Source organism: Sphingobium xenophagum (genome assembly GCF_031457465.1).
Taxonomy (GTDB): Bacteria; Pseudomonadota; Alphaproteobacteria; order Sphingomonadales; family Sphingomonadaceae; genus Sphingobium; species Sphingobium xenophagum_A.
In genome coordinates this window covers 190,532-210,355 of sequence record NZ_JAVDWV010000004.1, presented here as the reverse complement: position 1 = coordinate 210,355, position 19,824 = coordinate 190,532, and the positions used below count along the sequence as shown (strand labels likewise).

The 19,824-nt window shown below is 63.5% G+C and carries 19 protein-coding genes; 7 read left to right on the top strand and 12 right to left on the bottom strand.

Features of this window, described 5'->3' with window-relative positions; translation table 11 throughout:
* Positions 1-126: 126 nt before the first annotated feature.
* The 12 genes from J2W40_RS05550 to J2W40_RS05495 form a co-directional block, all read right to left on the bottom strand.
* Positions 127-1,062, bottom strand: coding sequence for a glycoside hydrolase family 43 protein (locus tag J2W40_RS05550; protein WP_310222502.1), 936 nt, complete (start codon positions 1,060-1,062; stop codon positions 127-129).
* Complete coding sequence (locus J2W40_RS05545) at positions 1,059-2,270, bottom strand: glycosyl hydrolase 53 family protein (protein WP_310222500.1); 1,212 nt, start codon at positions 2,268-2,270, stop codon at positions 1,059-1,061. The genes J2W40_RS05550 and J2W40_RS05545 overlap by 4 nt, the downstream gene beginning before the upstream one ends.
* Positions 2,267-4,660: a beta-galactosidase gene (locus tag J2W40_RS05540; protein ID WP_310222498.1), complete on the bottom strand. Its 2,394-nt coding sequence runs from the start codon at positions 4,658-4,660 to the stop codon at positions 2,267-2,269. Before J2W40_RS05540 ends, J2W40_RS05545 begins: the two co-directional genes overlap by 4 nt.
* Before the next feature lie 101 nt (positions 4,661-4,761).
* Complete coding sequence (kduD, locus tag J2W40_RS05535; RefSeq protein ID WP_310222496.1) at positions 4,762-5,517, bottom strand: 2-dehydro-3-deoxy-D-gluconate 5-dehydrogenase KduD; 756 nt, start codon at positions 5,515-5,517, stop codon at positions 4,762-4,764.
* A gap of 138 nt (positions 5,518-5,655) precedes the next feature.
* The gene (kduI, locus tag J2W40_RS05530; RefSeq protein WP_310222494.1) at positions 5,656-6,495 is read right to left on the bottom strand and encodes a 5-dehydro-4-deoxy-D-glucuronate isomerase; all 840 of its coding nucleotides are present in this window, start codon (positions 6,493-6,495) and stop codon (positions 5,656-5,658) included.
* Between the two features lie 100 nt (positions 6,496-6,595).
* The gene (locus J2W40_RS05525) at positions 6,596-7,204 is read right to left on the bottom strand and encodes a LutC/YkgG family protein (protein WP_310222492.1); all 609 of its coding nucleotides are present in this window, start codon (positions 7,202-7,204) and stop codon (positions 6,596-6,598) included.
* A complete protein-coding gene (locus J2W40_RS05520; protein WP_310222490.1) occupies positions 7,201-8,595 on the bottom strand; it encodes a lactate utilization protein B in 1,395 nt (464 codons plus the stop codon). The genes J2W40_RS05525 and J2W40_RS05520 overlap by 4 nt, the downstream gene beginning before the upstream one ends.
* Complete coding sequence (locus J2W40_RS05515; RefSeq protein WP_310222488.1) at positions 8,592-9,347, bottom strand: (Fe-S)-binding protein; 756 nt, start codon at positions 9,345-9,347, stop codon at positions 8,592-8,594. The genes J2W40_RS05520 and J2W40_RS05515 overlap by 4 nt, the downstream gene beginning before the upstream one ends.
* Positions 9,344-10,312 (bottom strand): alpha/beta hydrolase, encoded by a 969-nt coding sequence (locus J2W40_RS05510; RefSeq protein WP_310222487.1) that lies wholly within the window; start codon positions 10,310-10,312, stop codon positions 9,344-9,346. The genes J2W40_RS05515 and J2W40_RS05510 overlap by 4 nt, the downstream gene beginning before the upstream one ends.
* Positions 10,309-11,100, bottom strand: coding sequence for a rhamnogalacturonan acetylesterase (locus tag J2W40_RS05505; protein WP_409050343.1), 792 nt, complete (start codon positions 11,098-11,100; stop codon positions 10,309-10,311). The genes J2W40_RS05510 and J2W40_RS05505 overlap by 4 nt, the downstream gene beginning before the upstream one ends.
* A 142-nt stretch (positions 11,101-11,242) precedes the next feature.
* The gene (locus J2W40_RS05500; protein WP_310222483.1) at positions 11,243-12,007 is read right to left on the bottom strand and encodes an L-rhamnose 1-dehydrogenase Lra1; all 765 of its coding nucleotides are present in this window, start codon (positions 12,005-12,007) and stop codon (positions 11,243-11,245) included.
* 24 nt (positions 12,008-12,031) lie between these two features.
* The gene (locus J2W40_RS05495) at positions 12,032-12,859 is read right to left on the bottom strand and encodes an IclR family transcriptional regulator (protein WP_310222481.1); all 828 of its coding nucleotides are present in this window, start codon (positions 12,857-12,859) and stop codon (positions 12,032-12,034) included.
* A 190-nt stretch (positions 12,860-13,049) separates the two neighbouring features.
* Between J2W40_RS05495 and rhmD the strand changes: the two genes are divergently transcribed.
* From rhmD to J2W40_RS05460, 7 genes are all read left to right on the top strand, one after another.
* Positions 13,050-14,234, top strand: a complete 1,185-nt coding sequence (rhmD, locus tag J2W40_RS05490) for an L-rhamnonate dehydratase (RefSeq protein WP_096061821.1) — start codon at positions 13,050-13,052, stop codon at positions 14,232-14,234.
* Positions 14,235-14,252: 18 nt separating this feature from the next.
* Positions 14,253-15,110 carry a 2,4-didehydro-3-deoxy-L-rhamnonate hydrolase gene (locus J2W40_RS05485; RefSeq protein WP_310222479.1) on the top strand — a complete coding sequence of 286 codons (858 nt, stop codon included), beginning with the start codon at positions 14,253-14,255 and terminating at the stop codon, positions 15,108-15,110.
* Positions 15,107-15,856: an SDR family NAD(P)-dependent oxidoreductase gene (locus J2W40_RS05480; protein ID WP_069063863.1), complete on the top strand. Its 750-nt coding sequence runs from the start codon at positions 15,107-15,109 to the stop codon at positions 15,854-15,856. The genes J2W40_RS05485 and J2W40_RS05480 overlap by 4 nt, the downstream gene beginning before the upstream one ends.
* 162 nt (positions 15,857-16,018) lie before the next feature.
* Positions 16,019-16,921, top strand: coding sequence for an amidohydrolase family protein (locus tag J2W40_RS05475; RefSeq protein WP_310222476.1), 903 nt, complete (start codon positions 16,019-16,021; stop codon positions 16,919-16,921).
* Positions 16,918-17,982: an L-rhamnose/proton symporter RhaT gene (rhaT, locus tag J2W40_RS05470; RefSeq protein WP_310222474.1), complete on the top strand. Its 1,065-nt coding sequence runs from the start codon at positions 16,918-16,920 to the stop codon at positions 17,980-17,982. The genes J2W40_RS05475 and rhaT overlap by 4 nt, the downstream gene beginning before the upstream one ends.
* A complete protein-coding gene (locus J2W40_RS05465) occupies positions 17,982-19,019 on the top strand; it encodes a glycoside hydrolase family 43 protein (RefSeq protein WP_310222472.1) in 1,038 nt (345 codons plus the stop codon). Before rhaT ends, J2W40_RS05465 begins: the two co-directional genes overlap by 1 nt.
* Positions 19,006-19,824 (top strand): alpha/beta hydrolase, encoded by an 819-nt coding sequence (locus tag J2W40_RS05460; RefSeq protein WP_310222470.1) that lies wholly within the window; start codon positions 19,006-19,008, stop codon positions 19,822-19,824. Before J2W40_RS05465 ends, J2W40_RS05460 begins: the two co-directional genes overlap by 14 nt.

The following is a 19,824-nucleotide window of genomic DNA, read 5'->3' as shown; positions in this document are numbered from 1 at the left end:
TCTCTCCATACGCCATCATGGCAGTATAAATCTTAACACAATCCTACGACTGCGTTGAACGGTGGAAGCGCCAAGTGTGCTAAAAAGGCGATACTATCACGGGCAAATGCGCATCGTTCGCTACGTTCAAATAGCCTCGATCACCCTGCGCGGCACAGCGAGGAGGGAGCCATGACGGGCGCCGGCCGGCAGGATCAGGCGATCGCTGACATCCTGCCACGTCACCATGTCGCGCGTCATCGCTGCGCCCCAGCGACCCTCCTTGTAAATGTCGTAATAGCAGATAAGGGCATCGCCGATGCGCGCGGTCATTGGCCCTTCGACCCAGGCAGGCGAGAATGGGGCGGACAGCGCGCCAAAGGGGCCGGACGGACTGTGGGCGGACGCGCTGCGCAGCCATTTGCGCGGTGGCGACACCGTCTCATCCTTGACGATCAGGTGCAGGCTACCGTCCGGCGCGTGCGCAAAACTGCCGTCGATGACGCTGAAACCGGGATCATAAAGCGGTTGCGGCGGGGAAAAGGTCGTGAAATCGCGCGTAGTGGTGGACCAGAGGCGATGGTTGTACCCTGATTCCGACGTGCCTTCGGTTTCGCGGTAGCGGCCGGTTACCGTGCTGGACCAGAAGAGCAGCCAGTGCCGCGCGCGCGGATCATAGATGGCTTCGGGTGCCCAGCAATTGCGCGTGCCGCTTATGTTCGCCATGACCGGAATAGCCTGTTGCGGCGACCAGTGGACGAGGTCGCGGCTGGTGGCATGGCCGATCGTCACGCCCTCCCAGGCGGTGGTCCACAGCAGATGATAGAGGGCACCGTCCCGAAACAGGAAGGGATCGCGCAACAGCTTCTTCTCGCCGACTTGCGGCACCAGAAGGCTGCGCTCGCCCGCCAACGGACGAAAGGTGAAGCCATCGTCGCTGGTAGCCAGTTTCAGGCCATCCGCCTCGCCCTTGCCGGTCGTAAAATAGGCGAAGACCAGTGGATCGGCGCCGACCACCGGGTGCGTGGCGCAGGCGGTGAGCGCCAGCGCCCCAGCGCCCAGCGTGAAGTCGCGGCGGTTCACGGTCGATAATCCTTCGCCATCCTGCCATAGAGATCGAGCAGGGGGTTGGCGATATAGTCGCCGCCGACGCCCATCGGCCCTGACGGTTCCGGCTTGGGTGCTGGCGCAGCGGTGGCAAGGCCGCCGGGGGCTTCGGCGCTGTTGATGCCTTGGCTCAGCAGGTCGGGTTTGGGGCCTTCGCCCGCATTCTCGCCATTGCGATCGAAAATCGCTTCCTGATGGCGGGTCGGTTCCCAGATGAACGTGCCCCAGCCACGCTTGTCCGGCAGGGCGTGGACCAGATCGTTGATATAGCGTTTGCGGCTGGAATATTCGGCGACCAGCAGCCCCTTGCCCGGATAGCGTTTGAGGAACTGGTCGAAGCTGTTGGCCCAGTCGCCCTGTCGCTGCTGCTGATAGGCGGAAAAGCCGATGACGTCGAAATCGACATTGCGTGCCACCAGCGCGTCGGTCCATTCACGCACGATGCCCCAATGACGCCCCAGATGATTATGCAACTGGATGGCGATGTCCGGTTCGGCGCGGCGCGCGCCGGCTATGCCAGCGCGCAACAAGGCGGCGAAAGCATCGAAGCCCCCGACCTGGCCGACCTTGGCATGGTTGGCGTCGGTGATCGGGTTGCCGGTAGGCGTGGACAGCTTCACCCGACCATGGGGCCATAAGATGCCGAAGGTTGTTTCGTTGCCGATCACCGCCATGTCGACGGGCGCGCCGCCCGCGCGCATCGCGACGAGCGTGTCATGCGTATGGGTATCGACCGCCTTGGCGAGCTTCGGCAGGTCATAGCCTGACCAGGCAGCGGGCACGCCCTGATGCTCCGGGTCTGCCCAAGTGTCGCTATAATGAAAGCTCAGAACCAGATACATGCCTGCATCGCGGACGCGGCGGCCGAGTTTAACGGTCTGCTCCAGCCCGGCCCACGCCTTGTCTGGCTCCCGCTTCGAATAGCCATTCGCCGGATCGACGAAGATGCGCAGGCGAACGGCGTTGAACCCTGCGTCGCGCAGCAGGAGGATGGGCTCCTTCTGCTGATCCTTGACGAAATAGCGAGCCCCTGCGGCCTCATCTTCGGGAATCCAACTGATGTCCGCGCCGATCAGGAAGGGGCGGGGGCGTGCGCCGGTCTTCTTGGGCGCGGCCAGTGCAGGCGTGGTCAGTAACGGCAGTGCGGCGAGGCCGAGTGTGGAGCGGCGGGTGAGGGCGGTCATGCGCGGATCTCCAGCTGATATTCGGGGACGATGCGAAGGGTGAGCAGGTCCGCGACCTGGTCCGCTTTGGGCAGTTTCGCGCGGGCGCTGTCGTCTAGATAGATGGGGGTGTCGGCGCGCAGCGGCAGGATGGTCAGCGTCCATGGTCGCCCCAGCCGATCGGCGAAGCGCTTGAGGCCGATGCGCCAGATGCGGCCGTCCCAGAAGGCGTCGTCCAGCATGTCCATGCCGTCGAACAGGCGACCTATGTCGCCGCGCCAGTCAAGCTCCAGAAAGGCGTCGCCGGTCTCCAGCGCATCCTTGGGCGGCGTGAAGGTGAAGGCGGCGGCCGTCCGATGCGCTTCTGGCAGGGGCTGCATCGCTGCGTTGGCGGGGCCGCCGATGACGATGGGCGGTGCCGTGCCCGCGGCGCGGCTGCGGGTAAACGGAATGGCCCTGGAGGCCGGGCCTTTCGCTATTGCCGTGCCCTCGCGACCGGGCATCATGCGATAGCGGAAGGCGGGATCGCCCCGCTGGCGCAGAGTCAGGCGGTCCGTCCCGAACATCGTGTCGGCGGGTGTCAGGACGAGGCGGCGCTGGCCGGACAGATCGCCAACCCACAGGCTGCGCGCCGACATCTGATCGAGCAGAAGCAACCGAACCTTGCGGCCATCGGCTCCGGTCACGGTCAGCAGCCGGTCCGGGGCAGGCGGAACATCGGCGATGACATGCCTTCCGTCCACCCGCGCAGGCGCGGACAAGCGCGTGCCCGCAGGGAAGACGAGTTCGACCGGCCCCGGCGCAGTGGCGATCAACACATGGATCGGGCCATCCGCATCGGTCAGTCGAGTGACGGGTTGGGCCGTGGCCCAACTAAGCAACACGCCGTCCAAGTCCAGACCGATCGGCCAGAAAAAATAGTCACCCGTCGCAATCGTGACCGGCCGCGACGGCATGGTGACTGGGCCACTGGTCAGTTGGACGGTGAACTGCACGCCGCGATGGGCCGGGGTCGCATATTGGCGGACATGGTTGTTGACGAACAGGAAGCCGCTGTCGCCCTGCGACCGGACCGACCAACGCAGCGTTTGCAGGTCGTCTTTGTCGCTGGGTAGCCTGGCAGGGGCCTGAACGGCCATGGGCGCAAGCCAGTCGCCATATTGCCCAAGGAAATAATGCAGCGGTCGCAGCGCAGCGTTGACCGGGTTCACCTCGCCATATTGGCCGATCGGCGCCTGAAAATCATAGCCGATGATCGGACAGTCATTATAGCCGCCCGACCGCTGGGTTTCTTCGAGGGTGCGGCCATGCGCGAGCGGGTTCGCGCCGCCGTGGAACATATAATAGCCCAGCAGATTGACGCCCGACCCGACCTGCGTGGTGACGGCGGCGGCCACATCCTTGGGGTCGAGCAGCGGTCGGCGGCGATACATGACGGGCACGCCACCGCCATATTCCGCGCCCAGGAAGGGCGTGTCCGCCATATCGCTATCGGCGTCGCCCCGGCGATTGCTCCGGGTCTGCGCACCTAGGTCACCGCTCACCCGGCTATCGAAGCGGAACAGGTAATTTTCCTTGGGCGACAATTTCGTGGTCTTGGCCGACCAGGGTTCGTCGGGATAGCCGCCATGGACGGGAACGACCTCGCCCTTGGGATAAAGTGTCTGGTCCCAGCCGGTGACCGTGTACAGCGGCACGTCATAGCCGATCTTCTGCGCCATGGTTTTGAGCGTCGCGATATGGGCGCGGCCCTGGCCCGGACCATCGAGATTATATTCATTCTCGATCTGCATCCCGATAATCGGGCCTCCATCCTTCCAGAAGAGGCCCTTCACCTGGTCGTGGAGGCTACGCCAGAAGCGTTCCACCTGCGTCAGATAGGCGGGATCGTTGCTGCGCGGATGGCTGCCTGCCACGATCCAGTCGGGGATGCCGCCAAAGCGCGCCTCGGCATGGCCCCAGGGTCCGGGCCGCAGGAAAAAGAGCAGGCCTTCGGCGTCGCAGAGCTGAATGAAGCGTCGAATGTTGCGGTTCCCCGTCCAGTCGATCTGGCCCGGTGCAAGCTCGACATGGTTCCACAATATATAGCTGGCGACGATGGTGATGCCCGCCGCCTTCATCTTGCGCAATTCTTCCGCCCAATAGCGCGCCGGGAAGCGGGTGAAATGAAATTCGCCCATCACCGGCAGCCAGGGCTGCCCATCCCGAAGCAGGGTCAGGTTGTTTAGGCCGATCGTGCCATTGGGGCTGGTGCCCGTGCCCATGCGCAGATGGCCCGTTTTGAGCGGCGGACCGACCTTTCTGGGACCGAGCGCCAGCGGCGCTTGCGCGAAGGCGGGCGCGGGGAGGGCGGTCCCCAGCGCAACCAGACCAGTGGCGGTAAGCGCGGCACGCCTGTCGATATCGGGCATCCATCCTCCTGTCTGTGGGTTGGGAGGGTTATCCCTCCTCTGTTTGATCGTCCGTTCGCCCTGAGCCTGTCGAAGGGCGTGTCTTCGCGCAGGTCAGGCGATCAGCGCGCGAGCCACCCGCCATCGACCGCCAGGGTGTGCCCGTGGATATAACCCGCCGCGTTGGACGCGAGGAATACGGCAGCCCCGCCAATGTCGCTGGCTTCACCCCAGCGGCCTGCCGGGATGCGTTCTTGGATCTGGCGGTTGCGGGTCTCGTCGGCCTGCAGCGCGGCGGTGTTGTTGGTGGCGATATAGCCCGGCGCTATGGCGTTGACGTTGACACCCTTGGCCGCCCATTCGTTCGCCAGCAGCTTGGTCAGACCAGAGACGCCGCTCTTGGACGCGGTGTAGCTTGGCACGCGGATGCCGCCTTGAAAGGACAGCAATGAGGCGATGTTGATGATCTTGCCCGCGCCCCGGCCGATCATGTGGCGACCCGCCGCCTGACACAGGAAGAACAACACTTTGAGATTGGTGTCGATCACGGCGTCCCAATCCGCCTCGGTAAAGTCCACGCTGTCGGCGCGGCGGATGATCCCGGCATTGTTGACCAGGATGTCAAGGCCACCGAGCTTTTCCAGCGTCTCGTCCACCACGCGCTGGACTGGCTCGATGGTCGACAGGTCGGCGGAGATGATCTCCGCCTTACGACCCAGCGCGCGGACCTTTTCGACGGTCTCCTGTGCCGGGGTACGGCCCACCGCGGCGATATCCGCACCGGCCGCGGCTAAAGACAAGGCGATCGCTTGCCCAATGCCGGTATTCGCGCCGGTGACGATGGCGACTTGGCCGCTAAGATCGAAGGGGTTGGTCATGCTAAATCCGTTCGTTTCGAGCCCTTCGACTGCCTGCCAAGGCAGGCGCTCAGGACAAGCCGGGGTCGAGAAACCTGTCGAGGCGCCGTGCGAGCGTGTCTCGACTTCGCTCGACACGAACGGCTCTCTCACTTTGGTTCAGGCGAGCTGGCAGATATCCAACACATTCATGTCGGTATAATCCTGGTTCTCGCCCGCCATTGCCCAGATGAAGGCATAAGCTTTGGTGCCCGACCCCATATGCACCGACCAGGGCGGCGAGATCACCGCTTCCTCATTGGCCATGACGATATGCCGCATCGCATCGCCTTCACCCATATAGTGGAAGACGCGATCCGATGGCCCATCCAGTTCGAAATAGAAATAAATTTCGCTGCGCCGCTCGTGGATATGCGGGGGCATGGTGTTCCACACCGAGCCAGGCTTCAGCACGGTCAACCCCATGACCAACTGCGCGCTGTCGCAGATGCCGGGAATGACGAGCTGGAAGATGGTGCGCTCGTTGGATTCTTCGAGGCTACCGCGTTCGAGCGCATTGGCATCGGCGATGCCGAGCTTGCGGGTGGTGAACCCCTTATGCGCCGGGCAAGACGCGAGATAGAAGCGCGCGCCTGCACCAGCAAACTGCACGTCCTTCGCGCCCATGGTGACATAGAGGCAATCCTTGTTGCCGAGCGTGAAGCTCTCGCCATCGACGGTTACGGTGCCCTCGACGTTGGAAACATTCACCACCGCCATTTCGCGCCGTTCGAGGAACGGATGGCCCGCCGCCGAAGCCGGCTCGCTCTGCGCAGGCAGCGCGACCGGCGCATCCACCACCGCGACCCCGCCGATCACGAAGCGGTCGGCATGGGTATAGTTCAACACGCACTCGCCATCGCGGAACAGCCCGCCGATCAGATAGCGATCACGCAATTCCTCGTTCGACACGCATTCCATCATGTCGGGGTGCGTCGCGTAATAGGTCTTGTCGAACATCGGCTGTCTCCTGAATGACTTTGCCAAGCCTTATAGCGTCCAGCGACACGAAAGAAAGTATTTATCCCTTAATGTGGAATGATGATCCGATATGCGGTCATTATTCTTGCAGCAGGATGACGTGCAGGAAGCGCGGGCCGTGCGCGCCGCGAACATAAGTGCCCTCGATATCCGTGGTGCCGGATACGCCGGTGATCCAGTAATGGGCGCGCGGTTGCGGTCCCGGCAAAGGCGCGTCCTCGAGGTGGGCGTCGATGTCGCGGGTCGCCAGCAACACGATATGATGCAACGTCAGGAAATTGGGCAGCATCGGCGCGACCGGGCTGGTTTCGAAGATGAGCGATCCGGTTTCCGCTATGCCCTTGCGTGCAATGGCAAGGGTGGCGCCTTCATCCGGCGCGGCATCGGCGTGCAGGGTGAAGGCGGACCAATCGCACGCCGTCAGGCGCGGGTCGGGCGGGCAACAGAGGGTCAAGGGTTCCTTCTGTGCGATCAGGTAGCGCGCAATGGCGGCGGGCAGGTCGGCCAGGCTGGCGATACGGTCATGGCTGGCATTAACGCTGGGCAAAGCGAGACGGGCGAGAAATTCGGCTTCGAGGTTGCTAGCTTCGACGGCCGGGCGTTCAGGCGTGCCGAGCAAGGCAGCGGCTTCGGCCGCGAATGGCGTGGGGCCTTCTAGGCGGGCGAGGATGGCGTTGCGGGCGCTCATTTACGCTGCTCCTGCTGATATTGCGCCATGAAGCTGCGCGCCGCCGGTTTGGGCAGATCGCGATGCTTGGTCCAGCCGCCCGCCAGCGGCAGGTTGGCGATCCAGCCATTGCGGCCGATCAGCCGCATCGCCCGGATCGCTAAGGCGGTGCCCAGGCGATAGAGCGCGGGACGGCGCGCAAACCAAGCCCAGACACCCAACCCCCAGCGCATCGAGGTCGGCTCCAGCCCTTCGCGCCAGCTTTTCTCGCGCCAGCCCTTGAGCAGCGTGGGTAGCGGGATCTTGACCGGGCAGACCTCCTGACATTTGCCATTCAAAGTGCAGGCATGGGCAAGGTCGCGATTGGGCGCCAAGCCGTCGAGCGCAGGCGTTAGCACCGCCCCCATCGGCCCCGGATAAGTGCCGCCATAGGCATGGCCGCCAATCTGGCGAAACACCACGCAATGATTCATGCACGCGCCGCAGCGGATACAGCGCAGCATCTCCGCCAGACCTTCCTCGCGCATCTTGGTGCGACCATTATCGACCAGGACGATGTGCATCTCCTCCGGCCCATCGCGGTCGCCGGGACGTTTGGGGCCAGTGTAGAAAGTCGTATATTGGGTCAGCGCCGCGCCGGTGGCAGAGCGGGCCAGCATTCGCAGCATATGGATGGCGTGCGGCATGCTTGGCACGATCTTCTCGATGCCCGCCGTCACGATATGGACGCGCGGGGGGACGAGCGAAAGTTCGGCATTGCCTTCATTAGTGACGGTGCAGACTGCGCCCGTGTCCGCGATCAGGAAGTTAGCGCCCGATATGCCGACATCCGCGCCCAGCATCGCCCCGCGCAGTTCGCGCCGTGCGCTCTGGGCCATGGCGGCGATCGTTTCCTCTTCATGTGGATTGGCATGTTTCGCGCGGAACAGGGCGGACACCTGTTCGCGGGTCTTGTGCATGGCGGGCCAGATGATGTGGGACGGCCGTTCGTCGGCCAGTTGGATGATATGTTCGGCCAAATCCGTTTCGACCCGGACGATCCCAGCCTCCTCCAGCGCATGGGGCAAGCCGATTTCCTCGCCCAGCATGGATTTGGAACGGGCGACCGTCCGTGCCCCTGCCACCTTGCAAATGTCGATGACGATCCGGCAGGCCTCGTCCGCCGTCTGTGCCCAATGGACCTGGGCCCGGGCCGCTATGGCGCTGGCTTCGAATTGTTTGAGATAGGGGCCAAGATGCGCGATCACATGATCCTTGATCGCGGCGGCACGGGTACGGGCAGCCTCAAAATCGGGGAAGGCGTCGACCGCGATGGCACGCTTGGCCTCCGCCGTGCCGGCCGTGCGCTCGACCGCGATCTTGAGGATCGGATCGGCCAGCGCGGCATCGGCGCGATCGGTAAAGCCGCTCATGCTTCCTCGCCGATCGCCGGGCCGTCGCCCATGCCCGCGATCAGTTCGATCGCGTGAAAAGCACGGACCTTGCTGCCATTACGGTGCAGCTTGCCTGCCATGTTCATCAAGCAGCCAAGGTCGCCCGCCAGCAGCAGGTCCGCGCCGGTAGCATCGATAGAGTCCGCCTTCTCCCCAACGATGGCGTTGGAGATGGCGGGATATTTGACGCAGAACGTGCCACCAAAGCCGCAGCAGGTTTCCGCGCCCGGCAACGGTGTCATCGACAGCCCGTCGATCGCTTTGAGCAGGCGACGGGGCTGCGCCTTGATCCCCAACTCGCGAAGTCCCGAACAACTATCATGATAGGTGGCGGTGGCAGGCAGGGTGACGCCCTCCGGTTTCCAGCCACAGACCTCATCCAGATAGGCCATCACCTCGAACGTCTTGGCGGCAACGGCCCGTGCGCGCGATTGCCATGCTGCATCATCGTCGAACAGTTCGGGATAGTGGCAACGGATCGTCCCGGCGCAGGAGCCGGAGGGCACGACAATCGCCTCATAGGGTTCGAGCGTCTCGATTGTCTGCTTGGCCAGCGCCACGGCATGGGGCCGGTCGCCGCTGTTGAGCGCAGGCTGACCGCAACAGGTCTGTCCCGGCGGCACCACGACGGTACAGCCCGCCGCTTCAAGCGCACGGATCGCGGCAAAGCCGATGCGCGGCCGCATGACATCGACCAGGCAGGTGACGAACAGGGCGACATTTGCAGTCATAGGCCGTGGCGTCTCGCGAAATTCAGGAACAGGTCGGGCCAGGGCGCTGGTGCTGCCGGTGCGGCGACAAGGCCAAAGCCATGGCCGCCATTCTCGAACAGATGACACTCCGCCGCTATGCCTTTGGCGCGCAGAGCAGCGAGCATGGCCAGGCTGTTTTCGGGCGGCACCGCCTTGTCGTCCAGCGCATGGGCGAGGAAGACGGGCGGGGTCTCGGCGCTCACGTCATGATCGAGCGAATAGGCGCGCATCCGTTCGGCGGTGGGATCAGGGCCAAGCAATTGCGTGCGCGATCCGCTATGGACGAACGCGCCCTCCATCTGGATCACCGGATACATATAGGCCGCAATGGCGGCCCTTATCGGTTCGCGGTCGGCGGCATCGACCGGCGTATAGCTTTCCTGGGGCGTGCGACTGGTCAGCCAGGCCGCAAGATGCCCCCCCGCCGAAAAGCCCATCACACCGATCCGGTTCGCGTCGAACTTCTCCCGCGGGGCCAGTGCGCGGATCAGGCGCAGGGCGCGCTGGGCATCCTGCAACGGTGCCTCTGCGCCTGCCGCCCAGCCATCGGCGGGCAGGCGATAGAGCAGCGAGAAGCAGGCATAGCCCGCCTGCGCGAAATGGCGGGCGATATTATAGCCTTCATGGCCGATCGCCACGCGGGTATAGCCGCCGCCGGGTATGAGCAGGATTGCCGCGCCATTGGGCTTGGCTGGGCGCAGCAAGGTGAGTGTCGGTGTCACCACATGCGCAAACACGCCGTCATCCGGCCCACTATCGGGGCGGCGGAGGCTTTCGACTTCCTGCACCGTGACCCGTTCGCCGCCCGGTGCTTTGCCGGGCCAGATCGGAAATCGCTCGAACCCTTGGGGCAGAGGGAAGCTCTGCGCTATAGCAGGCGTTGTGAGCGTGGCGGAGGCCAAGGTTCCGGCAAGGAGGGTGCGGCGGTCGATCGGCGGTGTCATTGGCAATCCGTCCTTCCAAGCGGGGTAGTGCGAGTGAGGGCCGGGCGCGGGGCCGCTATTGTCTCGGAAATGGGCAGTGCGAGCAATTTCAGGCCGCCTGCGACCAGATCGGCCACCTGCCGCGCGCCCAATTCGCTGAAGTGCGTATTATCGCTGATGCCCTTGGGGAAGGCCGCCACATTGTCCTGCGCGCTATAGTGGAGATAGAGCGCTTTCGAACCATTCGGCCCGGCGCGATCAAGCCATGCCCGCGAGCGGGCTTCCAAGTCGATCAACGGCGTGCCCGTCTTGATCGCCAGGTCGCGCATCACGTCTGACCATAGGGCAAAATCCGCGACAGCGCGGCCGTCCGGCCCGAAATTGAGCCGCGCAACAGGGGTAACGAGGACGGGCACGCCGCCCGCCATCCCCACGTCGCGGATGAAGCGCAGCAGATTGTCACGATAGTCGGTCTGCGCAGGTGCCCAGCGTTCCGGCTTGGCCCGCGTCGCATCATTATGGCCGAACTGGATCAGCACCGTGTCGCCGGGCAGGATATCGGCACGCAGCCGGTCCCAGCGCCCCTCCGCCAGGAAGCTGCGGGTCGAACGGCCGCCCATGGCATGGTTGAGAATGCGGACATTTGGGGCCACGGCGCAGCGTAGCATCGTCCCCCATCCCGTCTGCGGATAGCGCGCCGACGCATAGTCGGCCGCGGTGGAATCGCCCGCGATCAATATGGTGTTGCCGGGCGCGGTGGCGTTTGCGGGGGCGGTGAGGATGACGCCGAACAGGACAATTTGTACCATCCTTACAGCATGACCAGCGAACTTACGCATTCTGCTCTCCCCCCGTTCGGGCTGAGCTTGTCGAAGCCCAGATTTCGCCAAGTGAGAAAGAAAACCCTTCGACAGGCTCAGGGCGAACGGAGGCGAGGGCGCGCATCACGCTTTACTGCAAGTTCACATACATGCCGCCATCCACCAGCAGCGCCGCGCCGGTGACATAGGCGGCCATGTCCGACGCTAGGAACACGATCGGCCCCGCCAGATCTTCCGGCGCGCCCAGCCGACCCAGCGGCGTGCGCCGCTCCATATAGGTCCGCTTTTCGACGTCGGCGAGGTCATCCTTGTTGATCTCGGTCAGGATGGTGCCAGGCAAGACGCTGTTGCAGCGGATGCCATGTTTGCCGAGCGCAATGGCGGTGGACTGCATCAGCGAATGAACGCCCGCCTTGGTCGGCGTATAATGGGTCTGAAACTCGCCACCCACCAGAGCGGAGATGGAGGAAACGGCAACGATAGAACCGCCATGGCCCTGTTTTACCATCTGCTGCGCGGCAGCCTGCACCATGAAATAGGCGCCGTGCAGGTTCACCTTGAAGGTGCGCTCGACCACATCGACCGGCATGTCGAGAAAGGCGTGAAAGGGGCATATGCCCGCATTGCTAACCATCACATCGACCTTCCCGAAGGCGTCCACGGCGCGGGTCACGAAATCCTGTGCGGTCTGCGGATCGGCAACGTCGCCCTTCACCGCGATGGCACGCTGGCCCAGTGCCTCGATCTCCGCCACGCAGCTTGCGGCAGGCCCATCGCTATTGGCATAGTTGATCGCGACATCGGCACCATGTTGCGCGGCGCCAATGGCGGCGGCGCGGCCGATGCCGGTCGATGCGCCGGTGACGAGGACGGTCTTGCCTTCAAGCAGTTTCATGGGATCGGGCCTTCCTTTGGCTAATTACCGCCGTGCAGGGCGGTTGGGTGGTTTGACGCCGGGGGTCCAGCCCAGATCGGCGCTGATGGCGTGGGCCGCGGCGCGCACTTCGGCGCTCAGCGCCTGCATCCGCTCGTCGTCCATATATTGGGCCGCGCTCGACAGGCTGATGGCGGCGACGATCGCGCCCGCTGCATCGCGCACCGGGGCTGCGACGCAGCGTATCTGGTCCTCATTTTCTTCGAGATCGAAGGTGCGCCCCTGCGCGACATAGGTGCGCATCCGGTCGAACCAGAGGGCCGCATCGGCATCATGGGTGCCATCTTCGCGCTCAGCGTCGAACAGCCGGGTCCAGACCGCTTCACTGTCGTCCAACAGCAGCGCCTTGCCAAGCCCGGTCGAGGTCAAGGGATGCCGATCGCCGATGCGACTGGATATTTCGACGCGGCGACGCCCGGCTATCTTGTCGAGATAAAGCGCCTGATCGCCATCGAGCCGACCCAGATGCACCGTATCTTCGCTGGCGGAGGCCAGGGCTTCCAGATGGGGCCGGGCGATCTGCACCACATCGGCCTGCGCTTGCGCCAGGAAACCCAGTTGCAGCAGTTTTGGCCCCAACTGATAGCCTTCGCGCGGCAGGAAGGTGAGGAATCCCCGATCCACCATCGCATTGGCCAGGCGGTGGGTGGTCGACCGGGTGAGACCCATGCGTTCGGACAGGTCGGCGAGCTTTATCGGCCCGTCGATCACCTGGTCGAGCAGGTCCAGTCCGCGCTGCAGGGTCTGTGAACCCGACACCTTCGACTTTTCCTCTTGCTCGCCCGATTCTGGATTTGACGTTTTCTGTCTCATCTAATAACACTCTATCCCACAAAATGAGAAAAACAAGGGTGAAGGCGAGGACTAAGCCTGATTCTTTCGATCATGCTCCCCGTCTGACGCCCGACCTTTATCGCCATTTTGCTCAGATTTTGGAAGTTTCTGCCGTCTTGTCCCATATATTGGACGTCGGCATGGTTCAGGGAGTGTGTGCGTGCCGATCGTGACCTTGCCGAAAATCAAGCATGTCCGGGCCTTCACCGTGCGCGGTGGCGGTGCCGACTATCATGACCAGGGCGAAGGCCACTGGATCGACGACCATATTGCGACGCCGATGTCGCGCTATCCCGAATATCGCCAGTCGCGCCAGAGCTTCGGCATCAACGTGCTGGGTACTTTGGTCGTTGAGATCGAGGCGGAAGATGGCACGATCGGCTTTGCCGTGACGACCGGCGGCGAGCCGGCAGCGTTCATTGTCGAAAAGCATCTGGCCCGTTTTCTGGAAGGCCGCTCGCCCACCGATTATGAGAAAATCTGGGACCAGATGTATTTCTCGACCCAATATTATGGGCGCAAGGGTCTGGTCGTGAACGCCATTTCCGGTGTCGACCTTGCGCTGTGGGACTTGCTGGGCAAGTTGCGCCAGGAGCCGGTCTATCATCTGCTGGGCGGCGCGGTGCGCGACGAGCTGCAATTTTACGCTACCGGCGCGCGGCCCGATGTCGCCAAGGAACTGGGCTTCATCGGCGGCAAGATGCCGCTGCACCATGGCCCGGCTGAGGGGATCGAGGGTCTTAAGAAGAACATCGCCGAGCTGGCCGATATGCGCGCAAAATGCGGTCCCGACTTCTGGCTTATGTGGGATTGCTGGATGGCGCTCGACGTCGATTATGCCACGCGCCTAGCCATCGCCGCGCATGAACATGGCCTCAAATGGATTGAGGAAGCGATCAGCCCCGACGATTATTGGGGTTATCAGCAGTTGAAGCGCAACGTCCCCAAGGGGATGCTGGTGACGACCGGCGAGCATGAGGCGACCCGCTGGGGCTTCCGCATGTTGTTGGAAATGGATTGCTGCGACATCATCCAGCCCGATGTCGGCTGGTGCGGCGGCGTGACCGAATTGCTCAAGATCAGCGCGCTGGCCGACGCCCATGGTAAGATGGTCGTGCCGCACGGCTCCTCGGTCTACAGCTACCATTTCGTCATTACCCGCCACAATTCGCCCTTCGCCGAATTCCTGATGATGCATCCAGGACCAACCGAAGTGGTGCCGATGTTCCACCCACAGTTGATCGGCGAGCCAGTGCCCGAAAATGGTCGGCTCAAGGCCAGCGCGCTCGACGCGCCCGGCTTCGGCGTCGAACTGAACCGCGATATCGCGATGCACCGCCCCTATACTCACTAAGCAAGAAGCGAGATTGCCATGAAATTCTGCCGTTTTGGCCCGCGTGGCCAGGAAAAGCCCGGTATCGTCGATGCCGATGGCAATATCCGCGACTTGTCAGGCGTGGTCTCCGAGCTGACGATCGAGACGCTGGCCGCCGCCAAGGCCGCCGACATCGCGTCGCTGCCGATCGTGGAGGGGACGCCGCGCTATGGCGTGCCCTTGAAGGGCGTGGGCAAGATCGTCGCGATCGGCCTCAATTATGAGGATCATGCGATCGAATCCAACCTGCCGATCCCGACCGAACCGATGATGTTCATGAAGGCGCTGTCGTCGCTCAATGGGCCAAACGATGAAGTGATGCTGCCCAAGGGCGCGACCCATGGCGACTGGGAAGTCGAGCTGGGCGTCATCATCGGCGAAACCTGCCGCTTCGTGAGCGAGGAAGAGGCGCTGTCGAAGGTCGCGGGCTACACGCTGGTCAACGACGTGTCGGAACGCTTCAACCAGAAGCAGCGCGGCACTCAGTGGAGCAAGGGCAAGGGGCATGACACTTTCTGCCCGACCGGCCCCTGGCTGGTGACGCCTGATGAAGTGGGTGATCCGCAGGATCTCGACATGTATCTGGACCTGAACGGCGACCGGATGCAGACCGGCAATACCCGCACGATGATCTTCAACGTCGCGCAGCTCATCTCCTATGTCAGCGAATATATCACCCTCTATCCCGGCGACCTGATGATCACCGGCACACCGCCCGGCGTGGGTGAGGGTAAGAAGCCGACCGCCATCTACCTCAAGGCCGGTGACGTGATGGAACTGGGCATAGCCAAGTTGGGGACACAGACGCAAAATGTCGTCGAATGGCGGCATCTGGGCGATGAGGTGCTCGGATGAGCGTCTTTGCTGGTCGATATGAAGGACGCTGCGCCATCGTCACCGGCGGCGCGTCGGGTCTGGGCAAACAGGTCGCCGCGCGGATCGTGGCCGAAGGCGGTAAGGTTGCCTTGTGGGACGTGAACGCCGATGCGCTGGCGGAAACCAAAGCAGAAATCGGCGCGACCCATGTGGTCGCGCTCGACGTCTCTGATCAGGCGGCAGTGGAGGCGGCAGCCAAGTCCAGCGCGGAAGCACTGGGCAAAGTCGACGTGCTGGTTTGCTCTGCGGGCATTACCGGCGCGACCGCGACCCTATGGGACTATCCGCTCGACAGCTGGCGCAGCGTGATCGACATTAACTTGAACGGCCTTTTCTACTGCAACCGCGCAGTGGTGCCGTTCATGCTCGACAATGGCTATGGCCGCATCGTCAACTTGGCCTCGGTTGCGGGTAAGGAAGGCAATCCCAATGCCAGCGCCTATTCCGCAAGCAAGGCGGGCGTGATCGGGCTGACCAAGAGCCTGGGCAAGGAACTGGCCGGCAAGGGCGTCATCGCCAACGCCTTGACTCCCGCGACCTTCGAAAGCCCCATTCTCGCACAGCTGCCCCAAAGCCAGGTCGATTATATGCGTTCCAAAATCCCCATGGGGCGCCTGGGTGAAGTCAGCGAATCCGCCGCGATGGTCTGCTTCATGGCGAGCGAGGAATGCAGCTTCACCACCGCGTCGACCTTCGACACGTCGGGCGGTCGCACCACTTTCTGACACAAGTCGCGCGGCGCGACTGGCCGACAAGAGCCAGGGCGCCGCGTTGGAACAAGCCTCCAGTTCCGTTCGGGCTGAGCCTGTCGAAGCCTTCTTCTGAAGAAGCAAGACCCTTCGACAAGCTCAGCGCGAACGGAGAGATGGGATAAGGAGAGGACGGCCATGATCCCCTTTGTCGATGCGCATATCCATTTATGGGATCTGGCGCATATCCGCTACGATTGGCTCAGCCCGCCCTTCGCCGAGGATGGGCCGAACGGCAGCGTCGAACCGATCGCGCATGATTATGGCGTCGCGAATTATCGCGCAGACCTCGCACGCTGGAATGTCATTGGCGCCGTGCATGTCGATGCGGGCGCGGCGGCGGACAGCGCGCTGCGGGAAACCCAATGGCTAGATGGCCTTGCTGCGATCGAGGGGCTGCCCACGGGCATCGTCGCCTTCGCCGCGCTCAACGGCCCGCACGTCGATGCACTATTGTCCGTGCAAGCTGCACACAGCCGCGTCAAGGGCATCCGCCATATCGTCAACTGGCACCCCGATCCCCGGCGCAGCTATACGTCCACCGACCTGACCGTCGATCCGCAATGGCAGGCGGGCTATGGCTTGCTGGCAAAGCACAAACTGTCCTTCGACCTGCAATGCTATCCGGCTCAGATGCCGGGACTTGTCCCGCTGATCGAGCGCCACCCCGACATCCCCGTCATCATCAACCATATCGGCATGCCGGTGCTGACCGACGCGGACGGTGTCGGCGATTGGCGGCGGGGGATGCAGGCGCTCGCAGCGCTGCCGCATGTCTCCGTCAAGCTATCGGGCATGGGCTTCATCCGCCGCGACTGGATCCGCGAGACCATCGCGTCCTTCATCCGCGAAACGATCGACATGTTCGGGGTCGATCGCTGCATGTTCGCCAGCGACACACCGACCGACAAGCTGTTTGGGCCAATCGACCGATATATGGAAGCCTATCACGCCATCGTCGCGGATCTGCCCGAAGCAGACCGCCGCGCGATGTTCGGCGGCAACGCCAATCGCCTCTATCGCCTGGGACTTGATATATGATCGGCAATCCACTGCTCGGCGTCCTGTTTCACTGGCTGGGCGGTCTTGCATCGGCCAGCTTCTATGTCCCCTATCGCGGGGTGAAGCGCTGGAACTGGGAGATTTTCTGGCTGACCGGCGGCATCTTCTCTTGGGTCATCGCGCCCTGGTTCTTCGCCTCCATCCAGACCAACGACCTGATGGGCGTGATGGCCCAGGTGCCTGGCTCTGTGGTCGGCTGGTGCATGTTCTTCGGTTTCCTATGGGGCTTTGGCGGGCTAACCTACGGCCTCACCATGCGTTATCTCGGCCTTTCGCTCGGCATGGCGGTCGTGCTGGGCCTTTGCACCGTGTTCGGTACCCTGATCCCGCCGATCGTCGATGGCAGCTTCATGACGGAGATTGCAGGCACGCTGCATGGGCAGATCGTGCTGCTGGGGCTGGCCGTGACCGTGCTGGGCATCATCGTCGTCGCCATGGCAGGCGCGCGCAAGGACGCGGCGCTTTCGCCTGAACAAAAGGCCGCCGCCGTTGCCGAGTTCGATTTCAAGAAGGGCATTGCCGTCGCCATCTTCTCCGGCATCATGTCCTCCTGCTTCGCCTTTGGCCTTGCGGCGGGCGAACCCGTCAAGGCGCTGTCGGCCGCCGCCGGGACGGGGCCGCTCTGGACCGGCCTGCCGACACTGTGCATCGTCATGTTCGGCGGTCTTATCACCAATGCCGTCTGGTGCGGATGGCTGATCGCGAAAAACAAGTCGGCGGGCCAGTGGCTCGGCGCGCCCGACGCAGATGGCAAGCGCCCCGCGCTGCTGCCCAATATCCTGCTCTGCGCGCTGGCGGGCACGGCCTGGTATTTCCAATTCTTCTTCTACACCATGGGCGAAAGCCAGATGGGCCGCTTCGGCTTTTCCAGCTGGACCCTGCACATGGCGTCGATCATCATCTTCGGCACCTGCTGGGGCTTCGCCTTCCGCGAATGGAAGGATGCAGCCCCCGCCGTTCGGTGCATGGTATGGAGCGGCGTGGGTCTGCTGGTCTTCGCCACGCTGATCATCGGCTATGGCAACCGGATGGCGGGCTGATGCGAGGCTTGCTCGCCCTGCTGCTGGTGGCGTTCGCTACCCCGCTGGCGGCACAAGCGCCGCTGCTGACATCGCACCTGCGTATCCATGATCCATGGGTGGCCGCGGATACCGACAGCCAGACTTATTGGCTGTTCAGCCGCAACGATCCTGCCGTCACCGGCGACAAACGGCTGGGCATCATGGCCTATGCCAGCCGCGACCTTGCGCATTGGGAAAAGCCGCGCGTCGTGTTTACCCTGCCGGAAGGGACGTGGGCGAATGAAGGTGCCTGGGCACCCGAAGTCCACCGCTGGAAGGGGCGCTGGTATCTGCTGGCGACCTTTCATAACGAAGCTGCCGCCATCCAGGCAAAGGCTAACCGCCCGACCTATCGACGCACCACCTTGCTGGCGGTATCCGATCGGCTCGATGGTCCCTTTGCCCTGGTGCGCGGCGGCAATCCGATTGCTCCGGCCGATGCCATGACGCTCGATGGGACACTGCATGTCGATGCGGCGGGCAAGCCCTGGCTCGTCTATGCCCATGAATGGATGCAGGTGGGCACCGGCACGATCGAGGCGATGCCGCTCAAGGAGGACCTGTCGGCAGCCGGACCGCCGCGCCTGCTGTTCCGCGCCGACGAGGCCGACTGGGTGGTCGGGCAAAAACAGCCCGAAGGCGACATCGTTCATGTCACCGATGGCCCCGAACTGTTCCGCACGGCCACCGGCACGCTGCTCATGCTCTGGTCGAGCTATGGCAAGGATGGCTATGTCCAGGCGCTGGCCCGCTCGACATCCGGCACGGTAACTGGCCCCTGGGAACAATTGGGGCCATTGGTCGAGCGTGACAGCGGCCACGGCATGCTCTTCCGCACGTTCGACGGGCGGCTCATGATGGTGGTGCATCGGCCCTTCAAGCGCGCCTTGGCCAAATTCTACGAAATGCGCGACACTGGCGATCGGGTTGAAGTGGTGCGCGAAGCGGTGGAACTGGATGGGGAAGCCTATCCCACCCATGGCTGCCCGATGGGAGTGCAAGATGCTGGGTGCTGATCAGGTCTGGCCGCTGCATGGCGCAGCAACAGGCACCTTCACGCTAGAGGACAAAACTGCTCCGCCAGAGCAAGCCGTGGTTACGGCAGTCGAACGCTCCGTCCTGCTAGGCTATGCGCCCGATCGCCCCAATGGCCGGGCGATGCTGGTGCTGGGCGGGGGCGGCTATGTCGCGCTGATGGCAGGGCGGGAGGGCGTCCAGGTCGCACGCTGGCTCACTCGGCTGGGCTATCATGTCTTCCTGCTAATCCATCGTTTTCCCGATGCAAACAACGGTCCATCCGCCCCGCTCGACGACGCGCATGCGGCGATGGCGCTTGCCCGCTCCAGTGGATTTGCAAGGGAAGGGCTAGGTGTCCTGGGCCTCTCGTCGGGCGGTCATCTCGCCGCCTGCCTCGTCGCGGACTATCCGGCGGCCTGGGGCAAGGCCGATCCACAACGGCCCGATATCCTGGTCATCGGCTATGCCCCCATCTCAACCAATGCAAAGGGCCGGACGGTCGTCGCCGACAAACCGCCCTTGCCGCCAGTCGAAAAGCAGGCGCTCTACGATGCGCTGCAGCCCGACGCGCAACTGCTGTCTGAACCGCCGCCGACCTTCATCGTCTATGCCGGCAATGATCCCGTTGTCCCGGTGGAGAATGCCCACCGCCTGCATGCGGCATTGCGCGCCGCTGGAGGATCAGCCGAACTCCATATCTTTGCCGATGCGCCGCACGGCTTTGCGCTCGACACGGCGGACATGCCGGCGTCGATCTGGCCAACGCTATGCGAAGCCTGGCTGCGGCAGGTCGGGTTCCTGTAA

Coding starts and splice junctions, on each gene's coding strand:
- J2W40_RS05545 (WP_310222500.1), bottom strand. CDS start 2,270: ATGACCGCCCTCACCCGCCGCTCCACACTCGGCCTCGCCGCACTGCCG.
- J2W40_RS05460 (WP_310222470.1), top strand. CDS start 19,006: ATGCTGGGTGCTGATCAGGTCTGGCCGCTGCATGGCGCAGCAACAGGC.
- J2W40_RS05525 (WP_310222492.1), bottom strand. CDS start 7,204: ATGAGCGCCCGCAACGCCATCCTCGCCCGCCTAGAAGGCCCCACGCCA.
- kduD (WP_310222496.1), bottom strand. CDS start 5,517: ATGACCAACCCCTTCGATCTTAGCGGCCAAGTCGCCATCGTCACCGGC.
- J2W40_RS05515 (WP_310222488.1), bottom strand. CDS start 9,347: ATGACTGCAAATGTCGCCCTGTTCGTCACCTGCCTGGTCGATGTCATG.
- J2W40_RS05520 (WP_310222490.1), bottom strand. CDS start 8,595: ATGAGCGGCTTTACCGATCGCGCCGATGCCGCGCTGGCCGATCCGATC.
- kduI (WP_310222494.1), bottom strand. CDS start 6,495: ATGTTCGACAAGACCTATTACGCGACGCACCCCGACATGATGGAATGC.
- J2W40_RS05485 (WP_310222479.1), top strand. CDS start 14,253: ATGAAATTCTGCCGTTTTGGCCCGCGTGGCCAGGAAAAGCCCGGTATC.
- J2W40_RS05540 (WP_310222498.1), bottom strand. CDS start 4,660: ATGCCCGATATCGACAGGCGTGCCGCGCTTACCGCCACTGGTCTGGTT.
- J2W40_RS05500 (WP_310222483.1), bottom strand. CDS start 12,007: ATGAAACTGCTTGAAGGCAAGACCGTCCTCGTCACCGGCGCATCGACC.
- J2W40_RS05475 (WP_310222476.1), top strand. CDS start 16,019: ATGATCCCCTTTGTCGATGCGCATATCCATTTATGGGATCTGGCGCAT.
- rhaT (WP_310222474.1), top strand. CDS start 16,918: ATGATCGGCAATCCACTGCTCGGCGTCCTGTTTCACTGGCTGGGCGGT.
- J2W40_RS05480 (WP_069063863.1), top strand. CDS start 15,107: ATGAGCGTCTTTGCTGGTCGATATGAAGGACGCTGCGCCATCGTCACC.
- J2W40_RS05510 (WP_310222487.1), bottom strand. CDS start 10,312: ATGACACCGCCGATCGACCGCCGCACCCTCCTTGCCGGAACCTTGGCC.
- J2W40_RS05465 (WP_310222472.1), top strand. CDS start 17,982: ATGCGAGGCTTGCTCGCCCTGCTGCTGGTGGCGTTCGCTACCCCGCTG.
- J2W40_RS05505 (WP_409050343.1), bottom strand. CDS start 11,100: ATGGTACAAATTGTCCTGTTCGGCGTCATCCTCACCGCCCCCGCAAAC.
- J2W40_RS05495 (WP_310222481.1), bottom strand. CDS start 12,859: ATGAGACAGAAAACGTCAAATCCAGAATCGGGCGAGCAAGAGGAAAAG.